The organism is Plantactinospora solaniradicis (genome assembly GCF_042658085.1).
GTDB lineage: Bacteria > Actinomycetota > Actinomycetes > Mycobacteriales > Micromonosporaceae > Plantactinospora > Plantactinospora solaniradicis.
Map to the genome: position 1 here is coordinate 635,325 of NZ_JBHSPR010000007.1, position 26,317 is coordinate 661,641.

Consider the following 26,317-nt stretch of genomic DNA (forward strand, 5'->3'; position numbering starts at 1 on the left):
TGCTCCCACCCCCGTGCCCGGATCGGTCTCACGCGCACCGGGTAGCGTCCGACGAATGGCGAACGACTTCACGGAGGTGCCGTGAGCGAGACAGCCCGTCCGGCCGGCAGGGTGGACACCAACATGGCGCATCCCGCGCGCCGATACAACTACTGGCTGGGCGGCAAGGACAACTTCGCCGCCGACCGGGCCTCCGGCGACCAGGTGGCCGCCGTGTTCCCGACGGTCAGGCGGGCCGCTCGCGAGAACCGCGCATTCCTGCAACGCGCGGTGGGGTTCCTGGCTCGCGAGGCCGGGATCCGGCAGTTCCTCGACATCGGCACCGGGCTGCCCACAGTCGACAACACCCACGACGTCGCCCAGCGGATCGCACCGCAGTCGCGCATCGTCTACGTGGACAACGACCCACTCGTCATGGCACACGCCCGCGCCCTGCTGACCTCCTCGGCGGAGGGCGCGAGCGTCTACATCGAGCGCGACCTACGTGACCCCGGGTCGATCCTGGAGGCTCCGGAACTGCACGCCACCCTGGACCTACGGCAGCCGGTCGGGTTGACCCTGTTGGCGATCCTGCACTTCGTGCGCGACTTCGAGGACCCGTACGGAGTCGTCGCCCGGCTCGTCGACGCGATGCCCTCCGGCAGCTACGTGGTCATGTCACACGGAACCTACGACGGCGTGCCGGCGGAGACGGTCACGAAGCTGGAGGAGGCCAACGCGGCGAGCGGCGGGCTGAGCCGGCCCCGCAGCCGGACCGAGTTCACCCGGTTCCTCGACGGTCTCGAACTGGTCGAGCCGGGCGTCGTGCCGATCGGCGACTGGCGACCGAGCCCCGGCACCCGACCGCCGGAGCCCGCCGACATCTGCATGTACGGTGCCGTAGCCCGGATCCCCTGAGCGGCCGGACCGGTGGTGTTCAGCGGCCGGGTCGTCCCTAGGGCCGGACGGCACTGCCCAGCACGTGCGGCCCGGCGACGGCCAGAGGTGTGTCGGGAAACCGGAACCGGTCCACGGTGGTGACCTCGAAGCCCGCGGCGCCGATCGCCGCCACGGTGTCGCGGCCGGTGTGGCAGCCGCCGCAGACCAGCGGCCAGAGCGTGGCGTCCGCCACCCGCTGGACCCGTCGTAGCAGCCCGGGCCGCTCCGCGGCAACGTGTTCGAAGAATCGCAGCAGCCCACCGGGCCGGACCACCCGGTACACCTCGGCGAGGGCGACGGCCTGGTCCGGCACCGAGCACAACACCCACGACAGCACGGCCGCGTCGAACGCACCCTCCTCGGCCGGCAACTCCGCTGCCACCCCGTCGACCACGGTGACCGGGACCGGCGTGGCATCGGCGGCGCGCTGCGCGAGGGCCCGCAGGTGAGGTTCTGGTTCCACCGCCAGCACCTCGCTGACCTGCGGGGGATAGTGCGCGAAGTTGCGCCCGTTGCCGGCGCCCACCTCCACCACCCGCCCCGACAGGCCGGTCAGCAGCCGGCACCGGTGTGCCGCCCCACCAGCGGCGTCCATCCGCACGCTGGCGCGCTCGAACAGCCGGGCGAAAATCGGATAGGAAACCTCGGTACGCGCCACTGGTATCTCCCGCACCCATCAACCGGACCGGTCAGGCAGGACGGACGTCCCCGCCTCGATACTGCCGCATCCGCCAGGAACACCCGGGCGACTGTCCGGTCAGCTGCGCCGCTCACGGGTGCTGACCACGTCGGCCAGGACGATGCCGAGCAGGACGACCACGACGGTCCCGGAGACGGCGATCGCGGGTAGGAAGACCATCACCGGCGCCATGACGATCAGCACGCCGAGCCCGATCAGCCACGGCCGGGCAACGTGGATGAAGACCTCGTGCCCCAGCAGGGCACGGCCGGCGAGGAAGAGCCCCGGGCCACCGATGATCACCGCAACCCAGCCCCCGGGTGTGTCGCCGAACGGATGCCGGATGATCAGCTCGTCGCCGACCGTGGTGAGGACGACACCGGCCACCATGATCAGGTGGGCGTATCCGGCCCACTTGGTCTCCCGGGCCGGGTCGGCGGAGCCGGTGATGGCGCTGCCGAGCTTCTCCCTGGTCCGGTAGAAGTAGATCCACCAGAGCAGCACCGTGATGCCGAACGAGATGGCGAACGCGGCGCTCCGGTACATGCTGTAGTCGCTGCTCCGGAACGTCCGGGCGGTGATCACCACGGTCTCACCGAGGGCGATGATGATGAACTGCCGGTACCGCTCGGCCAGGTGCTCGCCGGCGGTGTTCCACTCCCAGGCCGGCGAGCGTCCGATCTTCGGGGTTGGCCACCGCAGCACCGGCCCCAGGTAGTCCAGGCCCAGGGCCGCCGTCCAGAGCAGTACCCGGGCCTCGACCGGGGCGAACGCGCCCGCGAACCAGATCGCGCCGGAGATGCTGAACCAGAAGATTCCGCGCAGCGGTCGGTTACGGAGCCGATGGCCGCGCAGGATCACCGCGAGCACGATGCTGCGGAGGAGATGGATCCCGACGTAGGCGGCGGCGAAGAGCGGTCCGCGCCCGTCGAACGCGTCGGGGACCGCGGTCGACATCACCAGGCTGCCGAACATGATCGCGATTACCAGCAGTTGGACGGCGGGCCGCCGCGAATCGAGGGTGTCGGTGGCAAGGTTGGTGTACGACCAGACCCACCAGGTCGCCAACAGCAGGAGCAGCGTCTGGTAGGCACCGAGCGGGTGCAGGTCCACCACCAACGCCTCGGCCAGGCGGGCCAGCGTGAAGACGAAGACGAGATCGTAGAAGAGCTCCACGTACGTGGCCCGCTGCGGCTTGTTCGGGTCACGGATCAGCGTCGAGTACCTGCCCGTCGTCATCCGCCGCCCGCTTTCGCGCCCCCACAACCAGGCTTCCGACCCACGCCCCGAACCGCATACCGACCGCATAGCGCCGTCGAAGCAGTCGTACCACGGCGAACCATCCCCGATCCCGACTTCCGGTGATGTGCCCTACCGGACCAGCGGAGCGTGAATCAGTGGGTTTGACCTGGGCCACGGCGGGAATCTTCCCGCGAGCAACGGGGGCGGAAGCCATGCGCTGGTTCCGGACGACCCGCAGGACCTCCACCGGCACGGGTGCGACCGGATCCGGCAGACTCTCCGGCGCGGAACGTGATCCGGCCCGGCTCGTCACCTTCAGCGACGCCGTCTTCGCCATCGCCGTCACCCTGCTCATCCTGCAAATTCGTCCACCGCAGGACACCCGCGACCTGCTCCACGGTCTCACCTCACTCTGGCCCTCGTACCTGGCCTATGCCGTCACCTTCCTGCTCATCGGACAGATGTGGGTGAACCACCACGTCATGTTCGACCACATCCGGGCCGTCGACCGCCTGGTGCTGTTCCTCAACACCGTGCTGCTGATGGTCATCGCGTTCCTGCCCTTCGCCTCCTCCGTCCTCGCCGCCGCCTTCGAGTCCGGTCACGGGCGGCAGAGCGCCGTCGTGTTCTACGGGATCGCCTTCGAGGCCGTGGCCGCACTCTTCAACGTGATCTGGGAGTACGTGCGGCGCGGCCGCCACCTTCTCCAGCAGGCCGTCGACACGGACGACCTCAGTGCCATCGGTCGGCGCTACCGTCTCGCGCTCGTCTGGATCGCCGTCGGAACCGCACTCGGCATCCTGCATCCCGTCGCCGGCGTGGTGGTGATCGCCGCCTTCATCCCGGCCTACTGGCTGCCGATCGGCGGCGAGGCCAGCAGCGCCGGACGCGTCCGTGATCGCGGCCCCACTCCACCCTGAGAGCAACCTGCGCAGGGCCGGCGGCGCGGGGCGACCGGGAAGCTGACATCTCGAAGTCGGATCGGCGGCCCTTCTCGGCCACTGCTGGCAAGACACCAGACGTGGTCTCGAAGGGCCGCCGATCCATCAGGGCAGGCGCGGCACTACCTGATCTCGTAGGCGCGGATCACCGTCTGTCGTACCGTGTTGCCCGACCTGTCCTTCGCGGTGGCCCGTAGTGAGACGAAGCCGCTCTTCTTCGGATGCTTGACGTGCACGGCGCCGACGCCGTTGACCGCGACGACGGTGGCCTTGCGCCAGGTAGCACCATCGTCGTAGGAGACGTCGACGCCGACGGAGCGGACGCCGCCGCCGGTCGACCCCGGCTGCGGTCGCGCCGATACCGGGATGAGGAACGACTGACCGGCCGGCGCCGTGTTGTGCTGGTCCAGCGTCGGGCTGAACCGTATCCCGGACAGCGGCAACCGCACGGAGCTCTCCCCCGCCACATGCCCGGACCGGAAGGTCCAGGCCGCCTCCACCCGGGTGGAGAGGGCGACGGGATGCCCACGGGTGCCGGTGACCTCCAGCCGGTAGTCCGCGGTGGCCGCGGGAACCTCGAAGGTCTCCCAGAGGCCGTCCGACTCGGCGACCTTCACCCCGTCCCGGTACAGGACCATCTTGTGGACCGCGTCGAACGAGAGGACCTGTCGGCCGGCACCGTCGGCGAAGAGCGGCATGTTCACGAAGATCTCGTCACCGACCCGGGAGACGTAGTCCTCCGCCCAGGCCGGGCTCTCCAGGCTCGCTCCGAACACCGCCTGGTTCCACTGGTCACGGGTGACCGTGCCGGCCCGGTACGTCGTTCGGACGGGCTCCACGCCGGTCAGCGTCGAACCCGATCCGTCCTGTTCCGTCATGAAGCGGCTCCACTCCACGTTGGGGTCGGAGTTGAAGTACTCGGTCCGTTCGAACGGCGAGTCGAACACCGTCGGATAGGCGAACGTCCCGAACACTCCCGGGAACCACGCCGGATCGGTGACGTCGAAGCTTCCGGCACCGACGACGTTGCGGGCGTACCGCGTGTGGATGGTGGCCAGATCCGAGTGGCGTACCTGCCGGGTGAAGCCGTCGAGTCGGTCGGCCGGGAGCGACCAGGCGAGGTTGTAGACGAACGGGCTGTTGTAGGTGTCGATCTCCGGATCCACCCTCGCCCAGGTGCCGACCGCGGTTCCCGAAAGCCCGTCCACCGGACCGCCGTCGTCGAGCCGCCCCAGGTACATTCCGGCGAAACTGTCGCCGTACACGCCGAAGCCGTAGCCGCTCACTCCGACCCGCAGCCGCACCGCAAGATCAGCGAAGACCTGGGTCGCATCCGGCCGGGGCACGGTGACCGACACCGGCTCCGCCTTCCGCGCGTCCACGCTCACCGTGGTCGGCCCGGTCACCTCCACGACCGGCTGGGTCAGCAGGCTGCTCGCGCCCTGCTCGTGAATAGTGCTCAGCAACGCGTACCGGCCCGCCGGCAGTCGGATCGTGGCCGTGCCGTCCTCACCACATGCCTGGTAGAAGTCCTCGTCGGTCAGCCCCGTGCCACCGAGGCGGACCAGTTCGGAGCAGTTGCGTACCGCCACGCCGGCCCGGTTGAGGTGGGAGACGGTGACGTCGTAGACCTCCGCCTCCCGGTCCACCGTGACCGGCGTACGCAGCACCAGGTCGCCGGAGGTGGCGATCAGCCGACCGGTGTACAGGCCGTCGGTCGCACCGACCCGGGTGTCCGCGGTGACGGTCACGTCGGCGGTGCCACCGGCCGGCACGGTCACCGTCGACGCGCTCACCGTGAACAGCCCGCCGGGCGCCGCCGCGCCGCCCGGTCCGGACGCCTCCACGGAGAGGGCCAACGTCACCGGAGCCGTACCGCTGTTGCGGTACGTCACCGGCCTCGACACCGGGACGTCGTCGTGGTGCGGCCACGGCTGGCGGCCGAATCCGATGCTCGGCGGATCGCTGGCGAGCGTCTGGCGGATCGCCCGTGCCACGTCCACCCGCCCGGCACCCTGCGCGAACATGTCCAGGTCCGGATGGGGTACGGCGGCGGCCATCAGGGTCGACTTGATCGCCGCGGCCTTCCACTCCGGATGCCGTTGCGCCAGGATCGCCGCCGCGCCGGCCACATGCGGCGCGGCCATGGAGGTACCCGACGCCGTCCGGTACGGCTGCCCCGGTACCGGGCCGGCCGAACTGCTCGCCGCCACGATGTCCGTCCCCGGCGCCGTGATGTCCGGCTTCGGTCCACCGTCACCCGTACGCGGCCCGCGATTGGAGAAGTACGCCAGCTCGTCGAACTGGTCCACCGCACCGACCGCGAGCGCGGCGTCGGCACTCGCCGGAGAACTGATCGCGTTTGCCGCACCGGCATTCCCGACCGCCGCGACGAAGAGCGTGCCGTACTGCTCGGTGAGGGTCTGTACGGCCTGCTCCAACGGATCCAGCTCGGGAGTGTCCCCGCCACCCAGGCTCAGGTTGGCGACCGCGGCACCCTGCTCGGCCGCCCACTGCATGCCGGCCAGAATCGACGATTCGAGACAACCACCCGTGACACAGACCTTGCCGGCCAGCAGCCGCGCCCCGGGCGCCACCCCCTTGTTCCGACCGTCCGAGGCGGCACCGGTACCCGCGATGGTCGAGGCCACGTGCGTACCGTGTCCCACCACGTCCCGCCCGTCCTCCGAGGTGAAGTTGGCCGAGCCGGTCACCTGCCCGGCCAGATCCGGGTGGCCGGCGTCCACGCCGGTGTCCAGCACCGCCACCGTGACGCCGGTGCCGTCCAGCCCCGCCTGCCAGGCCGTCGGCGCACCGATCTGCGGCACGCTCCGTTCGAGCGTGGGCTTGCGCAGCCCGTCGAGCCAGACCTTCGAGACGCCGCCGCGCAGACCGCTGGCGGTGGCGCCACCGGCGATGCCCTGCCAGAAGTCCGTCAACGTCGACTTGTCCGCCCGTACCGCCATACCGCCCACCGACGGCAGGTCCCGGACCACCTCGGCACCCCGCGCGGTCACCGTGCCCCGGGCCGCCGAGCGGCTGCCGTCGGCCGTGACGATCAACGGCAGGTCGCCACGGCGGTCGTCGTAGCCGAACCCGATCAGCGCGGTCACGTCGAAGAGCCGGGGGTCCAGCCGTCCATCCTGGACCAGTGGCAGTGCGTCCACCGGTGTGACCTGAAGTCGCTCGTCGAGCCGTCGGGTCACCGCCGGAATGCCGTCGCGGCCGGCGCCCGGCGCGAACGACGCCGCCCCGTCAGCACGGACCGTGACCCGGTCACCTGTGATCAGCGTGACGGTCCGGGCGGGCTCCCCCGGGCGGTGCGGCGTCCGGACCACCCCCGTGCCCCCGTTCGGCGCGGTGGCCCAGGCCGCCGCCGACCCCGCCGGCCCGACGGACGACACGACAAGGGCGACGATCACGGCACCGCCGCCCCACCGGGTGACTGTCCTCAGCATCTGTCCTCCCACAGGATCCTCATACAGCTACAAAGCACCGGAGTACGTCGAACGGTTCCCTGTCCGGTTCAAACCGGTTGTCGGCCGGGTGAGGACCGGTGGTCCGGTCGAGGTGGCTACCTCGATGTTCTGGTGTGGACCGGTGCGGCGGGGCCAGCGCGTCGGCGAGCGGGCTGCCGGGGCAGCGTAGCGCGGTGAAGGCCCGGTGTCCCCGGCTCTTCACCGTACCGACGCGGCAGTCCAGGACCGTCGACACCTCCTGCTCGGTGAGTCCGGCCCAGAACCTGAGGAGCAGGACCACCCGTTGTTGCGCGGGCAGCGCTCGCAGCGTGGCGCGGACCAGCCGGGCGAGGTCGCGTGGCTCGTACGGGTCGTCGGCCCGCCCGTCCGGCAGTGCGTCGGTCGGAATCTCCCGACGCCATCGCTGGCGTCCGATGCGCCAGGCAGCGCGCACCATCACCTTCCTGGTGTACGCCTCGGCGTCACCGCCCGGATGCAACCGCCGCCAGGCCCGGTACGTCTTGACCAGTGCCTCCTGGGTGAGGTCCTCACCGTGTCCGTGGTCGCCGGTGAGCTGCACCCCGTGGCGCACCAGAGCGCGGTAGCGGGCTCGGACGAACTCGGCGAACTCCGCTTGCCCGTCCGGACCGGTCAACAGGACCGTCCCCCGTCGAGCAGGACGCGCAGATCCGTCATGAAGCCCTCCAATGTCGTCTGACAGTGCCCCTCACTAGGACGACCACCGGCGAGGTGCCACGGTTACATCTCTACATGGTCACACCCTTCACGTTCTCGGATAGACGTCGGCCCCAACGGGCCCGTGCCAGGCTTTTCGGACCGGGTCGACGCGCGAATCAACAAGGCCCGTCCCAGTCGACCGCGTCGAGGTCACGAATAGAACGGGCCGCCTTCGACAGTGAGCCGCATCGGGTACGAATCAATCCCGTACCCGATGGTCAACGCTGAGTCACCGATCAACCTTGTTCCGTACGGGGCGTCCACTTGGCGTAGCACGCATCCGACGCGCTACTGTGCTTTTGTTGCAGAGACGTCCACTCGGAGGGAACGCCACAGTGGCCAAGCAAATCATTCACAAGCTGGTCGACGACCTGGACGGCGGAGACGCCGACGAGACCGTCAAGTTCTCACTCGACGGAGTGCAGTACGAGATCGACCTCTCTAAGAAAAACGCTGGAAAACTGCGGGACCTATTTGCCCCGTACGCTGCGTCGGGCCAGAAGGTCGGCCGGGGTGCCGTGGTCGTCGGTGGTCGTGCCGCACGTGGCAGGGGCAGCGCCACCGCGGACCGCGAGCAGAACAAGGCGATCCGGGCCTGGGCCAAGAAGGAGGGGCGGGAGATTTCGGATCGCGGCCGCATCCCGCAGGAGATCGTCGACGAATACCACGCGAAGGCCGGTCGCTGAGGTTCACGGGGCGCTCTCACCTGCGGGTCGGACACGGCGCGGAGCTCAACGACGGCGAGGTACCCGGGACGGATCGGGATCGGCGCAACGTCCGGGCCGGCGCAGAGCCGCCGACCCGGACGAGTGGCGCGGATTGTCGTGGATGGTTCAGCCTGGTTTTGCCCGCCTCCGACTCGGCGACATCGGGCCACCACGGAACGGCGGCCCCGTTCCTGAGAACGTCCCGTCGGGTGTGACCCGACACGAACCTCGACGGCGGAGCTGACGGATCGGATCAACGGTCGTCATGGCTTCCTCCCGATATTCCCGTGAAGCCATGCCGCTGGCACACGACCGCCGAGATTCACCGAATACCGCACGTACGCAGTCTCGGGGCAGGACGACCGGAAAAGTGGACGTTGCGCGCCAGGCTGTTGACCGTGCGGGCCAGATATCGGCGGACCCGGCGACGAACCCTTGCCAAAGCGGACGGGCGCACTGTCAGCCGAGCGTTTGTCAGCCAAGCGGGGGTCAGCCGAGCGGGGGATGGATCATCGGTTGTCGGCGAGAAAGATGAGCGGCGTCGATCATTGACGGGCCACCACGGGAACGCCCCGGGCGGCTCGGTCCGGCTGGACCGTCGGGGGCTGATGGCTGTGCAGGTGATGGCGTTCCGTACGGAGGATCTTCCGTCGTGCGACCGGTTTCCGTTCTGGTGCGACATCGTCTCCGAGACGGTCAGCCCGGTGCACGCCCGGACCGACCACCCCGACGATTTCCGGGCCCAGATCCGCATGGTGGACCTGGGCCTCTGTCAGCTTTCGATAATGGGCTTCCCGTCGTTGGACGTCTACCGCACCAGCCGGTTGGTCCGGCGCTCCGATCCGGAGGTCTACATCGTCGCGGTGATCCTCCGTGGCGAGGCGGAGGTCACCCAGGACGGGCACAGCGTCACCCTCGGCCCGCAGGAGATCACGGTCTACGACAGTTCACGCCCGTCGCGCAGCCTGTCCCGGGCCGGCGACGAGGGTCACGGGGCGGCGGCGGTCCTGCTGATTCCGCGTGAGGTCTTACCGATGCCACCGGACCGGGTCCGGCGGCTCATCACCCGGCGCCTGTCCGCCCGGGTCGGCGTCGGTGCGATCGTGCTGAACCATCTGACCGGGCTCGTCCGACACGCCCACGAGTACTCCCCGCCCGACAGCGCCCGCCTGGCGGCGACGACGGTCGACCTCTTCGCGGCGCTGCTGGCCCACGAACTCGATGCCGAGCACTGCCTGCCGGTGGAGACCCGGGAGCAGGCGCTGCTCGCCCGCGTCCCGGACGCCAGCGTCTCGTCCTGGATCCGCAGGTCCCGGCTTGAGCGGTGCCGACGGGACCTGCTGTCCGCGGCGCGACGTACCGAGCCGGTCAACGTGATCGCGGCCAGTTGGGGCTTTGCCGACAGGTCCCACTTCAGCCGGGCGTTCCGGGCCGAGTACGGCATGAGTCCGACAGCTATCGGCAGCGCATGGCCGGTCCGTCGACCGACGGGGGTGGGCGACAGTCCTGATGTCGGCACGCGGGCGATGAGGCGCCCCGACCGGGATCAGCTCGCGGTACAGGTGGGCGTCATCCCCGCTCCGCTTCCGGTGGCCTGGAATCCGAACTCTGTCGACTGCCCGGCGGCGATCCGGCCGTTGTAGCCCACATTCGTGAATTGGACCGCACCGCTGTTGCCGCTGCGTTGGGTGTTCCAACCATTCGTGATCGTGGTGCCGGACGGTAGCGTCATGCCGACCGTCCAGCCGTTGGTGCCGGAGGAGCCGGCCGTGACGCGTACCGTGGCCACGAAGCCGCCGTTCCAGGAGTTGAGCGAGGCCGAAGCGGTGCATCCGGCACCAGCCGGCGGAGTGGCCGGCGGGGTCGTGGGGCCACCGGTCGGCGGGGTCGTCGGGGGCGTGGCCGTGGGGGTCGGGGTACTGCCCTCGGTCAGGCTGCCCGGCACGGCCCGGAGGGCGTTGTACCAGGTGGTGGCCATCTTGCTGTAACCGGTCGCGTTCGGATGTACGCCGTCGGCCAGGTCGGCGGTGGTGAGCGCGGAGTACATGTCGACCAGGTACACCGGACGGCCGGCGTTCGCCCGGGTCTGCACGATCTGCGGTATGGCCGCGTTGAAGCTCCGCACCTGGGCGTTGGTGCTCGCGTTTCCGGCCGGCACGATCGTGGCCACGAACACCATCGCGTCCGGTGCCGTGGTGTTGATGCGGTCGATCAGTGCGGCGAGCCGGTTCGGGGCGTTCGGCAGGTCGCGGTTCTGGAAGATGTCGTTGGTGCCGATGTGCAGCAGGATGGTGCGGGGCGTATAGGTACGGAGCCAGTTGACGATGTTGGCGTCGAGCTGGTCGATCCGCCAGCCGGAGTGTCCCTCGTGGTCACGGTCGCCGAGGCTGGCCGGCCCGTTCGCCTGGGAGCCGACGAAGTCGACCGTGTAGCCCCCGGCGACCACCTTCTGCCAGAGGTCGATCCGGTAGCCACCGGGCACGTTGAAGCCGTCCGTGATCGAGTCGCCGAGCGGCAGCACCCGCACTCCGGCGGCCGCCTCCACCCGCGTACTGGTGTGGGTCAGGATGGCCACCGTCACCAGCAGGGCCGTCAACAGCACTCCGGCACACCGGCGAATACCCGAGGTCATGGGGTCGCTCCCTCCTGCTTGTGAATTGACTTGCGTCGATTGCATACCTCGATCGCGTCCTCCGGTGAGGAGACGCCGAACTGAGCGGCGAGCGTACGTCGGCATGCGCCGAACGGGACCGGCACGGCAGGGGCGTACGGACCGGAGAAGCCTTCGCGGCCCGCCCGACCGTCAGTGCGCCGCCGGCATCGGCTACGGCAGACGTACGCCGAGCGGCACGATGCCGCGGCGCGGTTCGTGCACGGTGATCGGCAGGGTGTCCAGCAGCGCCCAGTCCCGGCTGATGTCGGCGGCGGTACGGAGCAGCCGGGGCAGATGCTCCTCGGTCAACTGCTCCACGCTGGTCTCCGCCGCGTGCACCGTCACGTTGACGGCGGCGACGACCTTGCCGTCGCCGTTGCGTACCCCGGTGGCGACCGATCGGATGCCGGGGGCGAGGTCCTGGTCGGCCAGGGCCCATCCCCGGGCCCGGACCTCGCGCAGCGTCCGGTCGAGTTCGTCACGCTCCGGCTGCCACCACGGTGTGATCCCGGATCGGGTCGGCTCGGCCAGCGCGGCGGTGAGTTCGGCCTGGTCGAGCGCGGCCAGCAGGATCTTGCCCATCGACGTGGCGGGCGCCGGGAACCGCGTGCCGACGGTGACGGCCAGCGTGACGATCTTCGGTACGGCGACCCGGGCGACGTAGACGATGTCGTTGCCGTCGAGCTGGGCCATCGAGGTCGACTCGTTGGTCTGGTCGACGAGGCGGCGCATGTGCGGCTCGGCGATCTCCCACATGTTCAGCGAGTTGATGTAGCTCATGCCCAGTTCCAGCACCCGGGGGGTGAGCGCGAAGCCCCGGTCGGCGGAGCGGACGTAACCGAGTTCGTCGAGGGTCAGCAGAATCCGCCGGACGGTCGGGCGGGCCAGGCCGGTCGCGGCGGCGATCTCACTGAGCGTGAGCACCGGTCGACCGGCCCGGAAGCAGCGCAGCACGTCCAAGCCGCGGGCCAGGGCCTCGATGAAGTCAGGTCCCGCCTCGCGCGTCATCCCGCCCACTCTCTCTGCCGACGATGCGGCCCACTCCGACCTGGGCCGTCGCGGGCGCACCCGCGTCGCCTCAATGCTTCCATTGGGCCGAGCCGGCGTCCCACTCGGTGTACGTGTACGGATTGTCCATCAGGCTTGTCTCTGGGATGTCCGGGTTCATGCCCCGGGCCCAGGCCTCGTCCCCCATCGCACCGATCAGGTACTCGATGGTCCGCTCGACCTCGCGCCGGGCCTTGCCGAGGTCGATGCCGACCAGCCGGTGCGCGTGCTTGACCAGCCGGCCGTTGACCACCACGGAGTGCACGTCGCCGCGCTGCGCCTGGAAGGCCACCTGGCCATACGGGTGGAGGATCGGGAACATCACCGGGGAGTCGTCGTTCTTGACCAGTACGACGTCCGCCTTCTTCCCCACCGTCAGGCTGCCGACCGTGTCGTCCAGCCCGAGCGCACGGCTACCACCCCGGGTGGCCCACTCGACCACCTGCTCGGCTCGCAGGTGGCAGTGGGTGACCGTGTCCTGCCGGCCGTGCGCCTCCAGGTGCTCACGGGACCGGTCCGCGCCCAGGGTCGCCCGCATGGCGCTGAACAGGTCCCCGCTCCACCAGACGCTGGTGTCCATGGAGAGCGAGACCGGGATGTCGTGGTGCCGTAGCTGCCAGGTGGGCGGGTAGCCCTGGCCGGCGCTCTGCTCGCTCTCGGTGGAGACCGAGACCGATCCGCCGGTGGCGGCGATCCGGTTGTACGAGTCATGGGTGAGGGTGGCCGCGTGCACGTAGACGGTCTCCGGGGTCATGAAACCGTTCTCGTGCATCAGCCGGATGCCGTCGTCGTTGGTGGCGCCCCAGACACCGGCGTGGGTGGTGACGGGCACGCCCAGTTCGCGGGCCACCTCGAAGGCCGCCCGCTCCGGGAAGGTGGGATCACCGGTGACGTCGAAGGCCATCTGGAAGCCGAGCATGTCGCCGCGGCCGTGCAGTCGCCGCTGGACGAAGTCCCGGAACTCCGGGCTGGTCGCCCACTGCCACGGGCCCTGCTGGATGTTGCCGTACGCGAGCACGAACCGGCCCGGTACCGCCTCCAGGGCGTCGACGGCGGCGTCCGCGTGCTGCGGCGTCTGGAGCCCGTGCGACCAGTCGACGGTGGTGGTGACGCCCGCGTCGATCGCCTCGATCGCGCCGAGCAGATTACCGGCGTAGATGTCCTCGGGCCGGAAGAGTTTTCCGGATTCGAGGTAGTACCAGACGAAGTACTGGGTCAGGGTCCAGTCGGCGCCGTAGCCGCGCATCGCGGTCTGCCACAGGTGCCGATGGGTGTCGATCATCCCGGGCATCAGGATGCCGCCGGTGGCGTCGATCTCCAGGGCGTCCGGTGGCGCGGTCAACCCGACGCCGACCTCGGCGATCCGCTCGCCGACCACGAGCACGTCGGCGCCGGGCAGCACCGTCCGGGCGTCGTCCATCGTCAGGACCAGGCCGTTGCGGAAAATCACCGGCCGGTCCGACGGGGCCGCCGGACCGTTGTCGATGGTGCTCATGCCGTCTCCTCGCTTCGCTCGTCGGCGTCATGAGCCTGGAAACCGAGCTGGCTGATTCGCTCGCTGCGCTCGCTCATGCCGTCTCCTCGCTTCGCTCGTCGGCGTCATGAGCCTGGAAACTGAGCTGGCTGATTCGCTCGCTGCGCTCGCTCATGGGTCAACTCCCGTCGGGTGCCGGGGTCACCAACGGACGCTTGTCCGCCTGGTGGTCAAAGCCCGAGTGGCGAAATTGTGAGCCGGACCACCCGGCTTGTCAAGAGCTCATCGAACCCGCGCCGGCACGGCTTCGCCAACCCCGCTCATGGCCCTTTCCCAGCGCTTGCTGGGCGGGTGGAGGTCGGCGGACTCCGGGCCTTGACAGCGGTCGAAGCCACGTTCGAAACTGGCGGCAGCGGACGGTTGTCCGTTATGCGGACAGGCGAGAGGCAGCGGATGACGACGGAACGGCGGGATGGCGGCGCTGAGCCGGACCGGCCAGCGGGACCACTGCGCGGCGTACTGGTGGCCGACTTCTCCCGCATCCTGGCCGGGCCGTACGCCACGATGCTGCTGGCCGACCTCGGCGCCGACGTGATCAAAGTGGAGGGTCCGGCCGGCGACGACACCCGGACCTGGATGCCACCGGTCCGCGACGACGTCTCCACCTACTACCTCGGAATCAACCGCAACAAGCGCTCCATCGCGCTCGACCTGCGCGAGGCCGCGGACCTGAGGATCGCCCGAGAGCTGGCCACCCGCGCCGACGTCATGATCGAGAATTTCAGGCCGGGCGGCCTGCGCCGGTTCGGGCTGGACTACGGGTCGGTGTCAGCGGATAACCCCGGCGTGATCTACACCTCTATCAGCGGCTTCGGCACCGGCGCCGGGGCCTCGATGCCCGGCTACGACCTGATGGTGCAGGCCATCTCCGGCCTGATGAGCCTGACCGGAGACCCGGACGGCTCGCCGTACCGGGCCGGGATATCGGTCTTCGACGTGATGGCCGGGATGCACGCGAACATCGGCATCCTCGCCGCGCTGCACCACCGCGCCACCAGCGGGCAGGGACAGCACGTGGAGGTCAACCTGCTCTCCTCGGCACTGTCCGGACTCGTCAACCACAGCAGTGGGTACGTGGCCAGCGGCGTGGTGCCGTACCGGATGGGCAACGCGCATCCGAGCCTGTTCCCGTACGAGCCGCTGCCGACCGCCGACGGCGAACTGATCGTGATCGCCGGCAACGACGGGCAGTTCCGCAAGCTGTGTCAGGCGCTCGGGCTCCCCGAACTGGTCGACGACCCCCGGTTCGGGCGCAACCAGGACCGCACCGCCAACCGCGAGGAGCTGCGACCGCTGCTGGTCGACCGACTGCGCACCAGGACCAAGGACGAGTGGTTCCGGGACCTGCTGGCCGCCGGTGTGCCGTGTGCCCCGATCAACACCATCGACGGCGGCGTGGCGCTGGCCGAGGAACTGGGCCTGGACCCGGTGGTCACGGTCGGCGAGGGTGCCTCGGCCGTGCCGAGCGTGCGCAACCCGATCACCTTCTCGGCGACCCCGGCCCGCTACGAGTTGCCGCCGCCCGGACTGGACGAGCACGGCGAGGAGATCCGCAAGTGGCTGACCGAGAACTGAGCTTCCCGACCGCGATCGGCACGTCCGACCCGGACCAGATCCGACTGCTCGGTCAGGATCTCGCCGCCGACCTGATGGGCCGGGTGGGCTTCGGTGAACTGGCGTACTGGCTGGTCGCCGGGCGCCGACCGACGCCGGGCGAGGTACGGGTCTTCGAGACCGTGCTCGTCGCGCTGGCCGACCACGGCTTCACCCCGACGGCGATCGCCGCCCGGCTGACCTATCTGAGCGCCCCCGAGTCGCTCCAGGGCGCGCTCGCCGCCGGGCTGCTCGGCGGCGGCTCCCGCTTCCTGGGCGTCACCGAGGACTGCGGCCGGTTCCTCGCCGACGCCATCGCGGGACTGGCCGAGCACCCCACCGACGACGCGGGCTGGGACGATGTCGCCTCGGCGGTGGTCACGACGGCCCGCGCCGACCGACGGCTGATCCCCGGCCTCGGGCACCCGGTGCACAGGGTCGCGGACCCACGCACCCCGGTGCTGATCCGGATCGCCGACGAGGAGGGGCTGCGCGGGCCGCACCTGCGGCTGTTCGAGGCGATCGGCCGGGTCCATCCGGCGATCCTGGGCCGTACCCTGCCGCTCAACGGCGCCGGGGTGTGCGGGGCCGCGCTGGCCGACCTCGGGCTTCCGGTGGAACTGCTGCGCGGGTTCGCGCTGCTGGCCCGGGCCGCGGGGCTCCTGGGGCACCTGGCCGAGGAGCGGCGCAACCCGATCGGGATGGACGTCTACCTGACCGTCGACCGCAACGCCCGCTACGTACCGCCGGATGGTTCTTGATCTTCCGACCCCGCTGAGAAAGGAGCCGCCGTGGCCACCGTCGTCGCGGTCATCGCCTCCACCCACCACCCGTTCTACTACCGGGCGAGCACCGCGACCGGCGAGGACCGCCCGCCGTTCGCGGACGAGTGGGTACGCAAGATCCTGACCTTCCGGGAGACCCTCACCCGGGCCAACCCGGACGTGCTGGTGATGGTCGGCTCCGACCACTTCCACCAACTGTGGCTGGACAACATGCCGCAGTTCCTGATCGGGAAGGCCCCGTTCTACGACGCGAACTGGTACAACGAGGAACGCGAGTTCGGCCTGCCGAGGATGCTGCTGCGCGGCCAGGAGGAGCTGTCGGGGCACCTGCTGCGCGAGGGCCTCGACGCCGGGTTCGACCTCGCGTTCAGCAACGAACTGCGGATCGACCACAGCATCACCTGCCCGATCATCACCCTGCGCCCCGAGGCCGACCTGCCGATCGTGCCGATCTACACCAACATCTTCGCGCCGCCGCTGCCGCAACCGAAACGCTTCGTACAGCTCGGCCGGACGATCCGGGAACTGGTCGAGTCCTGGCCGAGCGACCTGCGGGTGGCCATCGTCGGCACCGGCCACCTGTCGCTGGAACTCGGCGGCCCCCGCCAGTTCGGCCCGCACGGGCCGGACCCGGAGTTCGACCGGAGAGCGGTGGAGTGGATCGCCAACGGCGACCTGGACGACTGCCTGTCCGAGGTCACGCTGGACAGCCTGCACGCGCCCGGCAACGCCACCCACGGCTTCATGGACTTCATGCTGATGATGGGCGTCGCGGGCGCCGGCGCCAAGGCCGACCACGTGGACACCCTCGACCTCTTCCACACCATGGAGGCCTACTTCACCTGGTACCCGAACGGTGCCCCGGCAACATGACCGAGCGAATCTGCGAGCGAAGCGAGGAGACGGCATGAGCAAGTACCTGCTGAACAAGTTCCTCTACACCGTCGACCGCGACGCCGAACTGGTCGAACGGTACCGGGACGACCCGCGCGGCACCGTCGCCTGGTGGGAGGCGGAACGCGCCAACGCGGTGCTCAACTGCCACACCGGCGAGGCGAGCACCTGGCTGCGCTTCACCGACGCCGAGCGGGAGGCGCTGGCCAACCACGACTACGTCGCGCTCTTCTCCCTCGGCGCGCATCCGTTCCTCACCCTGACCCTCTTCATCGCGATGTTCGAGCGGGACCACACCGAGCCGCTCGGCTTCCAGAAGCAGTACGCGGTGCGGCTGGCCCACTTCGACCTGCCCTACCCGGACATCGCCACCTGATGCGCGCCGCTGTCATCACCGAGTGTGGCCGACCGCCAAGCCTCGTGCACCGGCCCGGTCCGACGGCCGGAGTCGGCGGGGCGGCCGTCACGGTCACGGCCGCCCCGATCACCCCGCTCGACGTGCTCTGCGCCTCGGGTACGTCGTACTTCGGCGCCCCGGCGGTCCCGTACGTCCCCGGTGTCCAGGGCGTCGGCGTCCTCGACGACGGCACGGCGGTCTGGTTTCCCACCGCCGCCGGCATGCGGCCCGGCGACGGCAGCATGGCCGAGCGGGTGGTGGTGCCCACCGGCGACGTCGTCCCGCTGCCCGACGGCATCGACCACCGGCTCGTCGCCGCACTGGGACTGTCCGGGGTGGCTGCCTGGCGGGCGTTGACCTGGCGGGGCGAGTTGTGCCCCGGCGAACAGGTGCTGGTGCTGGGTGCCGGCGGCGTCGTCGGTCAGGCCGCCGTGCAGATCGCCCGGCTCTGCGGCGCTCGCCGGGTGATCGCCGGGGCCCGCTCGGTCCGGGCCCAGGACCGGGCCCGGGCCCTGGGCGCGGACGCGGTGGTCGCCCTGCACGACGGCGAGGACGTCGACAGCCTGGCCGGACGGTTCCGGGACGCCGCCGACGGCCCGGTCGACCTGGTGCTCGACCCGTTGTTCGGGGTGCCGGCCGCTGCCGCCCTGCGGACGCTCGGCCCGCGCGGTCGGCTGGTCAACCTCGGCAGCTCGGCGGCCGAGACGGCGCCCTTCGACTCGGCCACGCTGCGCAGCGGGTCGCTGCGGGTGCTGGGCTACACCAACAACGAACTGACCGCCGGGGAGCGGGCCGCCACCATCGGCCTCATCGCCGGGCACATCCGGGCCGGACGGCTGGTGGTCGAACACGAGTCCGTGCCGCTGACCGAGGTGGCCGCCGCCTGGACCCGGCAGGCCGACGGCACCGCGACCCGGCGGATCGTGCTCGTTCCCGGCGACGGGAGCGACGACGGGGCCGGCCACGGGTAGCCGCGCCGGAGCTAACGTGCGCGGACGTCGTCCATCGCCGCCAGGACCGTGGCAAGGGGCACGCAGGCGAATCGGACCCGGGTGTCGTTGACTCCGTACGGCAGCCACAGGGTGCCGGCGTGCAACAGACCGCCGCACGAGTAGACGACGTTGGGCACGTACCCGTCCTGCTCGGTGTCGTCGGGAGCAAGCAGCACGCCGGGCAGTTCGGCGATGACGCGGTCGGGCCGATGCAGGTCGAGCAGGAGGGCGCCGATGGCGTAGCGCCGCATCGGACCGACCCCGTGGGTGAGCACGAGCCAACCGGCTCCGGTCTCGATGGGTGACCCGCAGTTGCCGACCTGGATCAGTTCCCAGCCCCGATGCGGGGCGTGCAGCGGTACTGGAGTTTGCCACCGGTTGTCGTCGTCCCGGATGGTCAGGCCGATGGTCTCGCCGTCGGAACGGCACAGCGCGAGGTGCTGGCCACCCACCGGGCGCGGAAAGAGTGCGAGGCCCTTGTTCCGGACGGCCGGGCCGCGCATCGGGGACACCTGGAAGTGGCGGAGGTCGTCGCTGCTGAGCATCCGGGCCGCGATCCGCCGGCCGTCGTAGGCGGTGTAGGTCGCCAGGTAGGCCGAGTCGCCGCCGTCGCCGGTGAGCCTGACGAAGCGGGCGTCCTCCATGCCGTTGCTCTCGGCGGCGGTGGCCGGCCACAGGACCCTCTGCTGGAGTGGAACGTCGGCCGGAAAGGTCACGGCGTAGCTGGCGGCCGTCGTACGACGCAGTTGTTCGAGGGTGCGCCCGGTGGTGGTACGGGTGAGCAGGTCGGCGGGTAGGCCACCCAGGGCCCGTTCGAAGGTGTCGTCGTCGAAACGCTCCGGCAGGGATCCCAGCACGGTGGCGGAGACCTCGTTGTCCCAGCCCTCCTCGGCGAGTCCCGCCGCGAGCAGGTCCCGACGGTGCCAGGCGCTCGCCCGGTGGCCGGTGTCCAGCGGTCCGGACCGGTCGGCGACGCTGAGGTGGTTGTCGGGTCCGAGTTCCGCAGCGGCGAAGCCGATTGAGGACAGGTGTCCCTCCCCGATCTGGCGCAGGCTGACCGCGACGCGTAGCCGGCCGGGGCCCAGATCGGACTGATCGGGGTGCGGCACCATGGACGGGTTGCACAGGGCGGCGGCCTCCACGGCGTACTCGTGGCTGAAGTAGGCGCCGACGAGCAGGCGGACCGTGGGTGACAGTTCGTCGGTCTGGGTGACCCGGTGGTGGACCAGATCGTAGTGGTGCCGAAAGGTCGCTTCGAGGTCGTGGTGCCGGCCGCCGAACCGATCGAGGGTCTGCCGGAGCAGCTCGCCGGCTTCGTCGGCGTCGAGGTTCGCGATGCGTTCGATGATCGCGGAGGCGCGGGTGCGTACCAGGGCGGCGTCCTCGCCCGGGACGAAGAGTTTGACGACGACCCGCTGCGGATCGGGCGTCAGACTGAGGTCCAGCCGGGTGGCCAGGTCCGATCCGCTCATGACCACCGCCGGGCGTGCTGGAGCGTGGAGATCAGGGCGAGGGTCGATTCCGCGCCCTGGTTGAGGTTGGCGCCGGACGGGGTCAGGCCGTCGTAGCCGCCGCCGGTCGTGGGATCCCACATCGTCGTGCCGCTGTCGTTGTCGCCGAGAAACCAGCCGGCAGCCTGGCGTACCCCGACACCCCAGGCGGGATCGCCCGTGACGACGGCGGCGGTGGCGCACGCGTCGGCGAGCGCGGCGACCTCGATCGGCTGCTGGTCGTGACGGGTTCGCGGGGCGTGGCGCTGCCAGCCGCCGGCCGGGATGACCGACAGCACGCCATCGACGAGCTGGATGTCGCGCAGCCAGGCCAGCATCCGCAGTCCGTCGGCGAGCAGTCGGTCGTCGTCGCGCAGGTGGCCGGCGGCGATGACGACCTCGGCGAGAGCCGCGTTGGCGTAGGTCAGCCGCTGGTGCGGCCACGGCCAGTCCGGGCCGTCTGCCGGGGCCCCGACGGCGGTGGCGGCGTCGGCCAGTAGGTCGGCCGCGGCGGTGTTGTCCGGCTGCCGGCGCAGCACCTCGGCCGCGCCGAGACCGGCGAAGGCCATCGCGCGCGGCGCGGGCGATCGCCGGGCGGCACCCAGGGTGAAGGCGACCAGCGCCTCGTCACGGATCCAGGAGGCGCGGCTGCGCGCTACGGCCGTGCCCAGCCCCCAGAGCGCCCGCCCCCACCAGTCGCCGAGGCCGGGCTCGTCGGTCCAGCGTCGATCGTGGCCGAGCCGGTTGTGGAAGGCGCCGCCGTCGTCCTGGGCGTGGGTGAGGAAGGTCAGGTAGCACTCGGCGAGCCGCAGCACCCTGCTGGACGGATCGGGTTCGCGGCAGGTGACGACAAGTCCACGGGCGACGTCGTCGGTGCAGTAGCCGTGTTCGCGACGCGCGATGGCATGCCGGGCGTGCTCGAACAGGCCGGTGTCGTCGGTCAGCCGGGCCAGGTGGGTGAAACTCGGGACGGGCGCGAGGGCCGGCGCGGCGGCGGGGGTGACGGTGAGGGCGAGGGCGCGCGACACGGAGCCGGTCACGCCGACGCCGGCACCACGGTCGGAGCCGCCGAGTACGGATCGGCGGTGTGGAGCCGTTCGGCCAGCGCACGGTAGCGTGCCGCCACCGCCGGCCAGCGCAGCGTCGGGGCCCGGGTGCGGCCGGCGAGGCTCGCGGCAAGACCGGGTTCGGTCAGGATCCGCCGTACGGCCGCGGCCAGCGCCGCCGGATCCTGGTGGGGAACGAGCAGACCAGGACCGTCGGTGAGCATCTCGACGGCGTGCGGGAAGGGCGTCGCGACGACGGGGACTCCGGCGGCGACCGCCTCGATGAGGACGCCGGAGGTGACCTGCTCGCGGGAGTCGTAGGGCAGGACGACGACATCAGCGGAGCGGATCAGGCGGCCCAGGGCGACCTCGTCGTGGTAGATCGGCTGGTAGTCGACGGCGTCGGCGACGCCGAGGATCGCACCGAGGCGTTGCAGGCCCATCCGGTACGCCTCACCGTGCTGCTCGAACACCTTCGGGTGGGTCCTGCCGGCGACGGTGTAGGTGGGAGTCGGGTTGAGCCCACGGAGGCGGGCGAGGGCCCGTAACGCCCATTCGATCCCCTTGCCGGGTCCGAGTAGTCCCCAGGTGAGCAGATGGGGACGCTGGCGCGGTTCGGCGGGCGTGTCGTCGTGGTCGGCCGCGCCGTGCGGGATGACGGTGACCTTGGCGGCGTCCACGGTGTAGCCGACGAGCAGCCGGTCGCGGGCGGTGTCGGTCATCGTGACGACCGTGCTGGCCGTGGCCACGAGTTGCTCCAGCACCGCCTTCTGCCCGGCGGTCGGATGGGCGAGCACGGTGTGCAGAACCACGATGCTGGGCACGGTGAGCCGGCGCAGCAACGGCAGGACGTCCTGACCGTCGGGTCCGGGGTAGATGCCGTACTCGTGTTGCACGACGGCGACGTCGAAGGTGTCGAGCGCCGCGGCCGCGTCCCGCCAGCCGGCGACTGTCCGCGCCGACCAGGTGTGCACGACACCGGGCCCGACCGTTCCGCGAACGCCTACGTGGCCATCGCCGGGGGCCGCCGGATCGGCGTGGCGGTCGTCGCTGGCGACGACGCGTACGACGCCGCCCGACGCACCGTCGGTGGTGATGTGCGCGGCCAGCGCCGAGTTGAAGGTGGCCAGTCCGCACTGGGTCGGTGGATGGGTGCTGAGAAAACCGTAGCTGCGGGGCATTCGCCGCGCCTTCCGGTCGTCGGACGCCGCCGCCCGGGGCGGTGGCGGACCTCACGCGATTATGGCGCTCACCCGACCAGCGTGTGTGGCGGGCGGAACGGATTCACCGAGGCCACCGCCTCTGCGGGATCTGGCCGGTCGGGAACCTACGCCGGACCCTCGGAGAGCCATCGACTGCTCGACAGTATCAGCATCGGTTACCGGTGCAGGACCTCGCGGTACACGCGCAGGTAGTCGGCCACCATACGGTCGGCGTTGAAGCGCTCCCGGGCACGGTTCCGGCAACCTGCCCGGTCGATCGTCGCGATCCGGCCGACGGCCGCGGTGGCCTGCTCGACGGTCTCCACGAGGAAGCCCGTCACACCCTCGTCGACGACCTCCGACATGGATCCGCGCCGGTACGCCACCACCGGCGTTCCGCACGCCATCGACTCCACCACCGACAGCCCGAAGGGCTCGGCGAAGGCGATCGGGTGCAGCAGGGCCGCACTGGCGCCGAGGATCCGGCCACGGCGTTCCGGGCCGACCGGGCCGAGGAAGACGACCCGCTCGCCGTCGACGTGCGGAAGGACCTCTTCGGTGAAGTACCGCTCGTCCTGGACGATCCCGCAGATGGTCAGCGGCCGGTCGGCCCGCCGCGCGATCTCGATGGCGGTGTGGGTGCCCTTGTCCGGATGGATCCGGCCGAAGGCGACGAGCCCTGGCCCTCCATCGGGGGCGAACGGCAGCCCACCGAGGTCGATCCCGTGGTACACCGTGGCGAGATAATCGAGCCCGGCGACCCGGTCGGCATCGGAGATGGAGACGTACGCCGACCGGGCGGTCTCGTACGCGGGCAGGATCTTCGCGCCGGAGAAGCCGTGGATGGTGGTGACCAGCGGGGCCCGGCAATGCTGGGCGAAGGCCAACGGCAGCCAGTCGAGATGGTTGTGCACGATGTCGAACTCCGCGGACCGGGCCAGCGCATGGCCGACGTGCATCGCCTCCCAGATCCGCCCGTCCATGGCCGGATCGTCGGCGTAGCCGTGCGCGCACACGCCGTCGAGAGCGGCGGAGGTGACCGAGTCGAGCGTGGCGAACAGCGTCACATCCACACCCTGGGCGGCCAGACCGTCGGCGAGCAGGCCGGTGACCTGCTCCCACGGCCCGTAGTGGTGTGGTGGCGTGCGCCAGGCCACCGGTCCCAGCAGGGCCACCCTCACGCGGATGGCCGATCGGCGGGGCCGACCGTGACGCGTTGACCGGGACCGCGCCGGGGGGCGGAGATGTTGCGGTTGTCGACCATTGTCTCCGTTTTCTCGGGTACGAATCAGGCGCGCCCGCGCCGTACGGCGCCTGATTCGCACCAGCTGGGTGCGGGTCAGACGACTGCCGATCCCTCGACGACGGCGCGGGCGAGCTCGGAGAGCCGACGATTGCTGGTACGGGCGGCGCTGCGGAGCAGGATGAACGACTGATCTACGTCGATCTTGCGGCGTTCGGCGACGACGCCCTTGGCCTGTTCGATGACGATCCGGCTGTTGAGCGCGGTCTGCAGCTGTTCGGCGAGTGTTTCGCGGTGTCGGATGGCTCGTGCCTGGAGAAGCCCGATGGTCGCCACGTCGGCCAGGGCCTGTCCCAGTCGGATGGTGCCCTCGTCGAGCGCGCCGGGCTCGGCCCCGAACAGGTTGAGCGCACCGATGACCTCGGTACGCAGCCGCATCGGCAGGGCGTGGACGGAGGCGAAGCCGCCCCGCCGGGCCTCGGCGGTGAAGCGGGGCCAGCGGCGGGTGGTGGTGGACAGGTCGGCGACCGCGATGGACCGCCCGGTGTGGAAGCACTCGGGACAGGGACCCTCGTCGGTCTGCAACTGGAGCAGTTCCAGCAGCCGCGTCTGTTCGGTCGAGGCGGCCACCACCCGCAGTACGCCGCGCTGGTCGGTCAGCAGGACCCCGGCGGCCGAGACGTCGAGCACCTGGGCGCACCGGACCGTCACCTGGTGCAGGAAGTCCATCATGTCGAAGTCGTCCACGAGGGTGTCGGCCAGCTCGACGAACGCCTCGGTCAGCTGTCGCTCACTCATGCCCGTTCTCCCTCATCACACGATAGTGCTCGACGCGGGTGCCAACGGGTGGTCCTCGCGCGCGGTGAACGGCGACCTGGCAGAGCGTCATTGCCCGTCATCGTCGCCCCCTGGCGGATCGGGCCGGAAGCGCAGCCGCCGCTCCACCACGTCACGGGCGACGTCGCCGAGTCGCCGGTCGTGGGCGTAGGCGTGAAGTCGGGCGAAGGCCGCCTCGGCGCTGCTCCCGTCGCCCCACCTCGGCCCAGACCCGAACGACCCGGTCACCGGTCACCGCGTCACGGCGTCGGTCCGTCGGCAGCGGGAGTCGGCCGTCGAAGGAGGTCGATCAAGCCGATGCTGTTCACAGCTCCTCCAGGCAATCGACGGTCAGGCACGTCGCCAGGGTCCGGAGCAACCGTTTCGTCAGCCTACTCCTGGCCCGGTCGCACAGCGGCGGCCGGGCGGTGCCAGCTGACCAGAAAGTTCCCGAGATGTGCCCCGGATCGGCCAAAAGTACACATTGCAGCAAATAGTCAGATCCGGCGACTTCGCTCCCGGGTCACCCGGTGGCATAGTGTGATGGCGCGACACAGCCGCTCCAGTCCCCGGCGGTGCCCTGACCACAGGCACACCACCGGAGCGTCGGATGCCTCTCCCACCGATCTACGTCCCGCCCGCCGCCGAATCCTTGAGCGATCTCGTCAAGCGGATCGCCGAACGGGACGAGGCCGCCTTCGGCCGCCTCTACCGCCACCTCGTCCGCCCCGTCTTCGCCCAGGTCCGCGAGAGCCTCGGCAGTTCGGCGCGCGCCGTACCGGTGACCCGTGCGGTCTTCGTCGAGGTATGGCGGCTCGCGCCGGTGTCCCACGGGCGGCACGACGACGTGCTCGGCTGGGTCACCGCCATCGCCGCCCGCCGCGCCGACGACCACCTCCGCGAACTCGGCCGCCGGCAGCCGACCGTCGGCACCGGCCACGACGGACACCTCGGTCGTGCACTGGTGGCCACGCTCCGGGCACCCCATGCCTACGTCGACCCGGGTTCGGCACTTCCACCCGGTACGGGTCGATCACGCAACCTACATCAGACAGAGGTACCGACATGAACAGTGCCAACTCCCCCGACGGTAGGAGCACCATCGTGCTCATCCATGGACTGTGGCTGACCCCCCGGGCGTGGGAGCACTGGATCGACCGGTACTCCAGGGCCGGCCACCGGGTGATCGCCCCCGCCTGGCCGGGCATGGATGGAGAGGTCAAGGCCCTCCGGGCGGATCCGTCGATCATGAACGGGGTGGGCGTCGCGGAGGTGGCCGAACACTACGAGAAGATCATCCGCGGGATGCGTACGCCGCCGATCCTCATCGGGCACTCCTTCGGCGGTGTGATCGTGCAGATCCTGCTGGACCGGGGGCTGGGCCACGCCGGCGTCGCGATCGCCCCGGCCCCGGTGAAGGGGGTGTTCAGGCTGCCCGTCTCCAGCCTGCGTGCCGCGTTCCCCGTGCTGGGCAACCCCGCCAACCGGGGACGGACGGTGACCTTGAGCCCGAAGCAGTGGCACTACGGGTTCACCAACACTCTCGACGAGGCCGCGTCGATGGCCGCCTACCACCGCTACCACGTGCCGAGCAGCGGACGCCCGCTGTGGCAGGCCGCGACCGCGAACCTGCTACCCCACCCGGCCACGAAGGTCGATCTCCGAAACGGTACGAGGGCGCCGCTGCTGATCATCGCCGGTGGCAGCGACCACACCGCTCCCCCGGCACTCAACCGGGAGAACTACCGGCGGTACGACAGGTCGTCCGCGATCACGGACTACAAGGTGTTCCCTCACCGACCGCACCTCACCATCGCAGTGCCGGGGTGGGAGGCCGTGGCCGACTACGCCCTCGGATGGGCGACCAAGCACGACACGACACACCTGGAGACGACACCGGCCTGACCATCGGAGCCCGGGTACGCCCTGGCCGCCCGATTGC

Annotated in this window: 24 protein-coding genes; 11 read left to right on the plus strand and 13 right to left on the minus strand. The window is 70.5% G+C overall.

Going from position 1 to position 26,317, the window contains the following annotated elements:
* The first annotated feature begins 81 nt into the window (after positions 1-81).
* Positions 82-897: an SAM-dependent methyltransferase gene (locus tag ACFP2T_RS08840; protein WP_377419549.1), complete on the plus strand. Its 816-nt coding sequence runs from the start codon at positions 82-84 to the stop codon at positions 895-897.
* 37 nt (positions 898-934) lie between these two features.
* Here the strand turns inward: ACFP2T_RS08840 and ACFP2T_RS08845 are convergent, their stop codons facing one another.
* Complete coding sequence (locus ACFP2T_RS08845) at positions 935-1,591, minus strand: class I SAM-dependent methyltransferase (protein ID WP_377419551.1); 657 nt, start codon at positions 1,589-1,591, stop codon at positions 935-937.
* Positions 1,592-1,675: 84 nt separating this feature from the next.
* Positions 1,676-2,836: a low temperature requirement protein A gene (locus tag ACFP2T_RS08850; protein ID WP_377419553.1), complete on the minus strand. Its 1,161-nt coding sequence runs from the start codon at positions 2,834-2,836 to the stop codon at positions 1,676-1,678.
* Positions 2,837-3,051: 215 nt separating this feature from the next.
* Between ACFP2T_RS08850 and ACFP2T_RS08855 the strand changes: the two genes are divergently transcribed.
* On the plus strand, positions 3,052-3,759 hold the full coding sequence (locus ACFP2T_RS08855; protein ID WP_377419555.1) for a TMEM175 family protein: 708 nt from the start codon (positions 3,052-3,054) through the stop codon (positions 3,757-3,759).
* 143 nt (positions 3,760-3,902) lie between these two features.
* Here the strand turns inward: ACFP2T_RS08855 and ACFP2T_RS08860 are convergent, their stop codons facing one another.
* The gene (locus ACFP2T_RS08860; RefSeq protein ID WP_377419557.1) at positions 3,903-7,238 is read right to left on the minus strand and encodes a S8 family serine peptidase; all 3,336 of its coding nucleotides are present in this window, start codon (positions 7,236-7,238) and stop codon (positions 3,903-3,905) included.
* A 19-nt stretch (positions 7,239-7,257) separates the two neighbouring features.
* A complete protein-coding gene (locus ACFP2T_RS08865) occupies positions 7,258-7,893 on the minus strand; it encodes a SigE family RNA polymerase sigma factor (RefSeq protein WP_377419558.1) in 636 nt (211 codons plus the stop codon).
* Between the two features lie 418 nt (positions 7,894-8,311).
* Between ACFP2T_RS08865 and ACFP2T_RS08870 the strand changes: the two genes are divergently transcribed.
* Both ACFP2T_RS08870 and ACFP2T_RS08875 read left to right on the plus strand, forming a co-directional pair.
* Complete coding sequence (locus tag ACFP2T_RS08870) at positions 8,312-8,662, plus strand: histone-like nucleoid-structuring protein Lsr2 (protein ID WP_377419560.1); 351 nt, start codon at positions 8,312-8,314, stop codon at positions 8,660-8,662.
* 629 nt (positions 8,663-9,291) lie between these two features.
* Positions 9,292-10,326 carry an AraC family transcriptional regulator gene (locus ACFP2T_RS08875; protein ID WP_377419562.1) on the plus strand — a complete coding sequence of 345 codons (1,035 nt, stop codon included), beginning with the start codon at positions 9,292-9,294 and terminating at the stop codon, positions 10,324-10,326.
* On the opposite strand, the gene ACFP2T_RS08880 is transcribed toward ACFP2T_RS08875, so the two are convergent.
* The 3 genes from ACFP2T_RS08880 to ACFP2T_RS08890 all read right to left on the minus strand — a co-directional run bounded on the left by ACFP2T_RS08880 (position 10,230) and on the right by ACFP2T_RS08890 (position 13,878).
* On the minus strand, positions 10,230-11,315 hold the full coding sequence (locus ACFP2T_RS08880; RefSeq protein ID WP_377419563.1) for a GDSL-type esterase/lipase family protein: 1,086 nt from the start codon (positions 11,313-11,315) through the stop codon (positions 10,230-10,232). The genes ACFP2T_RS08875 and ACFP2T_RS08880 overlap by 97 nt on opposite strands.
* A 192-nt stretch (positions 11,316-11,507) precedes the next feature.
* Positions 11,508-12,344 (minus strand): IclR family transcriptional regulator domain-containing protein, encoded by an 837-nt coding sequence (locus ACFP2T_RS08885; protein ID WP_377419565.1) that lies wholly within the window; start codon positions 12,342-12,344, stop codon positions 11,508-11,510.
* 70 nt (positions 12,345-12,414) lie between these two features.
* Positions 12,415-13,878 carry an amidohydrolase family protein gene (locus ACFP2T_RS08890; protein WP_377419567.1) on the minus strand — a complete coding sequence of 488 codons (1,464 nt, stop codon included), beginning with the start codon at positions 13,876-13,878 and terminating at the stop codon, positions 12,415-12,417.
* Positions 13,879-14,310: 432 nt separating this feature from the next.
* Between ACFP2T_RS08890 and ACFP2T_RS08895 the strand changes: the two genes are divergently transcribed.
* Genes ACFP2T_RS08895 through ACFP2T_RS08915 form a run of 5 tightly spaced genes read left to right on the plus strand, consistent with a single transcriptional unit; the run spans position 14,311 to position 18,557 of the window.
* Entirely contained in the window at positions 14,311-15,492 is a 1,182-nt protein-coding gene (locus ACFP2T_RS08895; RefSeq protein ID WP_377419569.1) for a CaiB/BaiF CoA transferase family protein, read from the plus strand.
* A complete protein-coding gene (locus ACFP2T_RS08900) occupies positions 15,474-16,271 on the plus strand; it encodes a citryl-CoA lyase (protein ID WP_377419571.1) in 798 nt (265 codons plus the stop codon). Before ACFP2T_RS08895 ends, ACFP2T_RS08900 begins: the two co-directional genes overlap by 19 nt.
* Before the next feature lie 30 nt (positions 16,272-16,301).
* Positions 16,302-17,168: a DODA-type extradiol aromatic ring-opening family dioxygenase gene (locus ACFP2T_RS08905; RefSeq protein WP_377419573.1), complete on the plus strand. Its 867-nt coding sequence runs from the start codon at positions 16,302-16,304 to the stop codon at positions 17,166-17,168.
* 34 nt (positions 17,169-17,202) lie between these two features.
* Positions 17,203-17,565 (plus strand): hypothetical protein, encoded by a 363-nt coding sequence (locus ACFP2T_RS08910; protein WP_377419575.1) that lies wholly within the window; start codon positions 17,203-17,205, stop codon positions 17,563-17,565.
* Entirely contained in the window at positions 17,565-18,557 is a 993-nt protein-coding gene (locus ACFP2T_RS08915) for a quinone oxidoreductase family protein (RefSeq protein WP_377419577.1), read from the plus strand. The genes ACFP2T_RS08910 and ACFP2T_RS08915 overlap by 1 nt, the downstream gene beginning before the upstream one ends.
* A gap of 11 nt (positions 18,558-18,568) precedes the next feature.
* Here ACFP2T_RS08915 and ACFP2T_RS08920 read toward each other — a convergent pair whose 3' ends face one another.
* The 6 genes from ACFP2T_RS08920 to ACFP2T_RS08945 form a co-directional block, all read right to left on the minus strand.
* On the minus strand, positions 18,569-20,050 hold the full coding sequence (locus tag ACFP2T_RS08920) for a glycoside hydrolase family 130 protein (protein WP_377419579.1): 1,482 nt from the start codon (positions 20,048-20,050) through the stop codon (positions 18,569-18,571).
* Complete coding sequence (locus tag ACFP2T_RS08925) at positions 20,047-21,108, minus strand: glycosyltransferase (RefSeq protein ID WP_377419581.1); 1,062 nt, start codon at positions 21,106-21,108, stop codon at positions 20,047-20,049. Before ACFP2T_RS08925 ends, ACFP2T_RS08920 begins: the two co-directional genes overlap by 4 nt.
* Entirely contained in the window at positions 21,105-22,295 is a 1,191-nt protein-coding gene (locus ACFP2T_RS08930; RefSeq protein WP_377419583.1) for a glycosyltransferase, read from the minus strand. Before ACFP2T_RS08930 ends, ACFP2T_RS08925 begins: the two co-directional genes overlap by 4 nt.
* A gap of 197 nt (positions 22,296-22,492) precedes the next feature.
* Positions 22,493-23,497: a glycosyltransferase family 4 protein gene (locus ACFP2T_RS08935; protein ID WP_377419585.1), complete on the minus strand. Its 1,005-nt coding sequence runs from the start codon at positions 23,495-23,497 to the stop codon at positions 22,493-22,495.
* A 158-nt stretch (positions 23,498-23,655) separates the two neighbouring features.
* The gene (locus tag ACFP2T_RS08940; RefSeq protein ID WP_377419587.1) at positions 23,656-24,357 is read right to left on the minus strand and encodes an ANTAR domain-containing protein; all 702 of its coding nucleotides are present in this window, start codon (positions 24,355-24,357) and stop codon (positions 23,656-23,658) included.
* An 87-nt stretch (positions 24,358-24,444) separates the two neighbouring features.
* The gene (locus ACFP2T_RS08945; RefSeq protein WP_377419589.1) at positions 24,445-24,624 is read right to left on the minus strand and encodes a hypothetical protein; all 180 of its coding nucleotides are present in this window, start codon (positions 24,622-24,624) and stop codon (positions 24,445-24,447) included.
* Positions 24,625-24,985: 361 nt separating this feature from the next.
* On the opposite strand from ACFP2T_RS08945, the gene ACFP2T_RS08950 reads away from it, so the two are divergent.
* Together ACFP2T_RS08950 and ACFP2T_RS08955 are read left to right on the plus strand one after the other, a co-directional pair.
* A complete protein-coding gene (locus tag ACFP2T_RS08950; RefSeq protein ID WP_377419591.1) occupies positions 24,986-25,444 on the plus strand; it encodes a sigma factor in 459 nt (152 codons plus the stop codon).
* Complete coding sequence (locus ACFP2T_RS08955; RefSeq protein WP_377419593.1) at positions 25,441-26,280, plus strand: alpha/beta hydrolase; 840 nt, start codon at positions 25,441-25,443, stop codon at positions 26,278-26,280. Before ACFP2T_RS08950 ends, ACFP2T_RS08955 begins: the two co-directional genes overlap by 4 nt.
* The last annotated feature ends 37 nt before the right edge of the window (positions 26,281-26,317 follow it).